Below are 2,670 nucleotides of genomic sequence, written 5' to 3' on the forward strand. Positions count from 1 at the left end.
CACACGCGCAGCGCGTCGAGGACGTCGTCGGTGGCGGCGACGCCGCCGAGCCAGGCCGCCGACCACACCGCCAGAGTCGCACCGGGACAACACACGGCCCCCGAGCGTACCCGGCTCCGCACCACGTCGGCGCACGGTCGACACCGGCGCGGACGTCCCCGCGACCCGTGCGGCGCACGTCCCCCGTGCGCCTCACGGTGCCTGGGCCAGCCCCGAGCCCACGTCCGTGGACGGCGACGGCAGCCGCAGCGCCGACTGGCCGAGTCGCGCCCACAGTTCCCAGTCCCGGGCCCCGTGCTCCTGCGCGATCAGCGCCGCCACCCCGGCGACGTGCGGGGTCGCCATGCTGGTGCCGCTGATCCGCTGGTAGCGGGTCGGCAGGGTCCAGCTCGAGTACACGTCCACCCCGGGGCCGACGAGGTCGACCGCCCCGTCCGGGTCGACCGACCCGCAGGAGAAGTCGGCCACCCGGTGCTCCGCGTCGACCGCCCCCACCGCCAGGATCGACGGGCAGTTCGCCGGATGGCTCACCGGGGCGATCCTCCCGCGTGCCCGGTCGCTCTCGTTGCCCGCGGCGGCGACCATCAGGGTGCCCCGCCGCAGTGCCCGGCGCGCCACCGTCTCGAAGATCTCCGAGTGCGGGTCGCCGGGGCGGGTGGCCGAGCCCAGCGACAGCGACACCACCGCGCAGCCGTTGCTCACCGCCCAGGAGATCCCGGAGAGGATGCCCCCGTCGGTGCCGCTGCCGGAGTCGCCGAGCACCTTGCCCGCGTAGATCTCCGCCTCGTGCGCCACGCCGTATCCCGGGCCGGTGTCCGGGGTACGCGGCCCGCACGCGGTGCCGACACAGTGGGTGCCGTGGCCGTGTCCGTCGTCGACGTCCTCACCGTCGACGAACGACCGTGCCTCCAGGGCGCGTCCCGCCAGGTCGGGGTGGTCCCGGGCCACCCCGGTGTCCAGGACCGCGACCCGGATGCCCGCCCCCGTCGCCGCGCTGCCGGGGACGCCGACCGCCCGCAGTCCCCAGGTGAGGGCGGTCTCGTCGACGGTGCCGACGGTGCCCCGGTCCTCCTCCGGTTCCTTCGTGGGGGTGGCGTAGGTGTGCACGACACGCTCCCGCTCCACCCGGGCGACCGGGCCGCGTTCGCCGGTGGCCCGGGTCAGGGCGTCGGCCTGGTCGTCCGCGGCGCGGACGACGGCCACCCCGAGTTCGTGCAACACCAGTCCGTCCGCGTCGCCGAGCATCGCCGCGGCACCCGCACCGGTGACGTCCGCGGTGCTGGCGGCGCGGACCCCGGCCACCCGTTCCATGGTGTGCACGCCCGCCGCCGTCGCGTTCTCCTCGAGCAGCACGAGGTACCGGCCGGTTCCGCCGGATTCCGCTGTGGTCATGGGACACCCTCCTCGGTCGGGAGACGACACGCCTGCACCGGTGAAGTCTCATCCCCGCACCCGAGTGTGACACCGGGCACACACCCGTGACGACCGGTCGCGCCCCTCGTGCGCGGCGTGTCGGCGACCTCCGGGGTGGAGCCGATCACGGACGTCGGCCGGTCGGCCCCACCGGCGCGGCGCCCGCATAAGGTTGGGGACATGCAGACTTGGTCCTCGGTAGCCGTGCCCCGTGTCCCCGGACGTCCCCGCCCGCTGCGGCTGTACGACACGGCGACCGGGCAGCTGCGGCCCACGGCGCCCGGACGGGTGGCCCGGATGTACGTCTGCGGCATCACGCCCTACGACGCCACCCACATCGGCCACGCCGCCACCTACCTGGCCTTCGACCTGGTGTACCGGCAGTGGCTGGACGCCGGGCACGAGGTGCACTACGTGCAGAACGTCACCGACATCGACGACCCGCTGCTGGAGCGCGCCGACCGCGACGACGAGGACTGGGTCGAGCTCGGCAGGCGGGAGGTCGACCGGTTCCGCGCGGACATGGCGGCGCTGCGGGTGCTGCCGCCCCGCGAGTTCCCCGGCGCCGTGGAGACCGTCCCGGAGATCGTCGAGGTCATCGCGAAACTGTTGGCCAACGGGGCCGCCTACCGTGTCGACGACCCGGAGTACCCGGACATCTACTTCGACCGCACGTTCACCGGCCGGTTCGGCTACGAGTCGAACTACGACGAGGCCACCATGACCGCGGTCTTCCCCGACCGGGGCGGCGACCCGGACCGGCCCGGCAAACGCGACCCGCTCGACGCGCTGCTGTGGCGCGCGGCCCGCCCCGGCGAGCCCGCCTGGGAGTCCGAACTCGGCACCGGCAGGCCCGGGTGGCACATCGAGTGCAGCGCCATCGCCGTCAACCGGCTCGGCCTCGGCTTCGACGTCCAGGGCGGTGGATCGGACCTGGCGTTCCCGCACCACGAGTTCAGCGCCGCCCACGCCGAGGCGCTGCTGGGCGAGCACCCGTTCGCCCGGCACTACGTGCACGCGGGCATGCTCGGCCTCGACGGCGAGAAGATGTCCAAGTCCCAGGGCAACCTCGTGTTCGTGGCACGCCTGCGGGAGCAGGGCGTGGACCCGGCGGCGATCCGCCTCGCCCTGTTCGCGGGCCACTACCGCGACGACCGGTCCTGGACCGACGGGCTGCTCGCCGACGCGCGGGCACGGCTGAACCGGTGGCGCGAGGCCGTGGCACTGCCCTCCGGCCCCGACGCCGAGGCCACCGTG

General features: G+C 74.7%; 2 protein-coding genes. One reads left to right on the forward strand and one right to left on the reverse strand.

Going from position 1 to position 2,670, the window contains the following annotated elements; genetic code table 11:
• Positions 1–192: 192 nt before the first annotated feature.
• Positions 193–1,392, reverse strand: coding sequence for a S8 family serine peptidase (locus SACPADRAFT_RS0208485; protein ID WP_007027203.1), 1,200 nt, complete (start codon positions 1,390–1,392; stop codon positions 193–195).
• 201 nt (positions 1,393–1,593) lie between these two features.
• Here SACPADRAFT_RS0208485 and mshC point away from each other — a divergent pair.
• A partial coding sequence (mshC, locus tag SACPADRAFT_RS0208490; protein ID WP_007027204.1) for a cysteine--1-D-myo-inosityl 2-amino-2-deoxy-alpha-D-glucopyranoside ligase occupies positions 1,594–2,670 on the forward strand: 1,077 nt, incomplete at its 3' end.

This window comes from Saccharomonospora iraqiensis subsp. paurometabolica YIM 90007, assembly GCF_000231035.2.
In the GTDB taxonomy this organism is placed as follows: domain Bacteria; phylum Actinomycetota; class Actinomycetes; order Mycobacteriales; family Pseudonocardiaceae; genus Saccharomonospora; species Saccharomonospora paurometabolica.

Coding starts and splice junctions, on each gene's coding strand:
- SACPADRAFT_RS0208485 (WP_007027203.1), bottom strand. CDS start 1,392: ATGACCACAGCGGAATCCGGCGGAACCGGCCGGTACCTCGTGCTGCTC.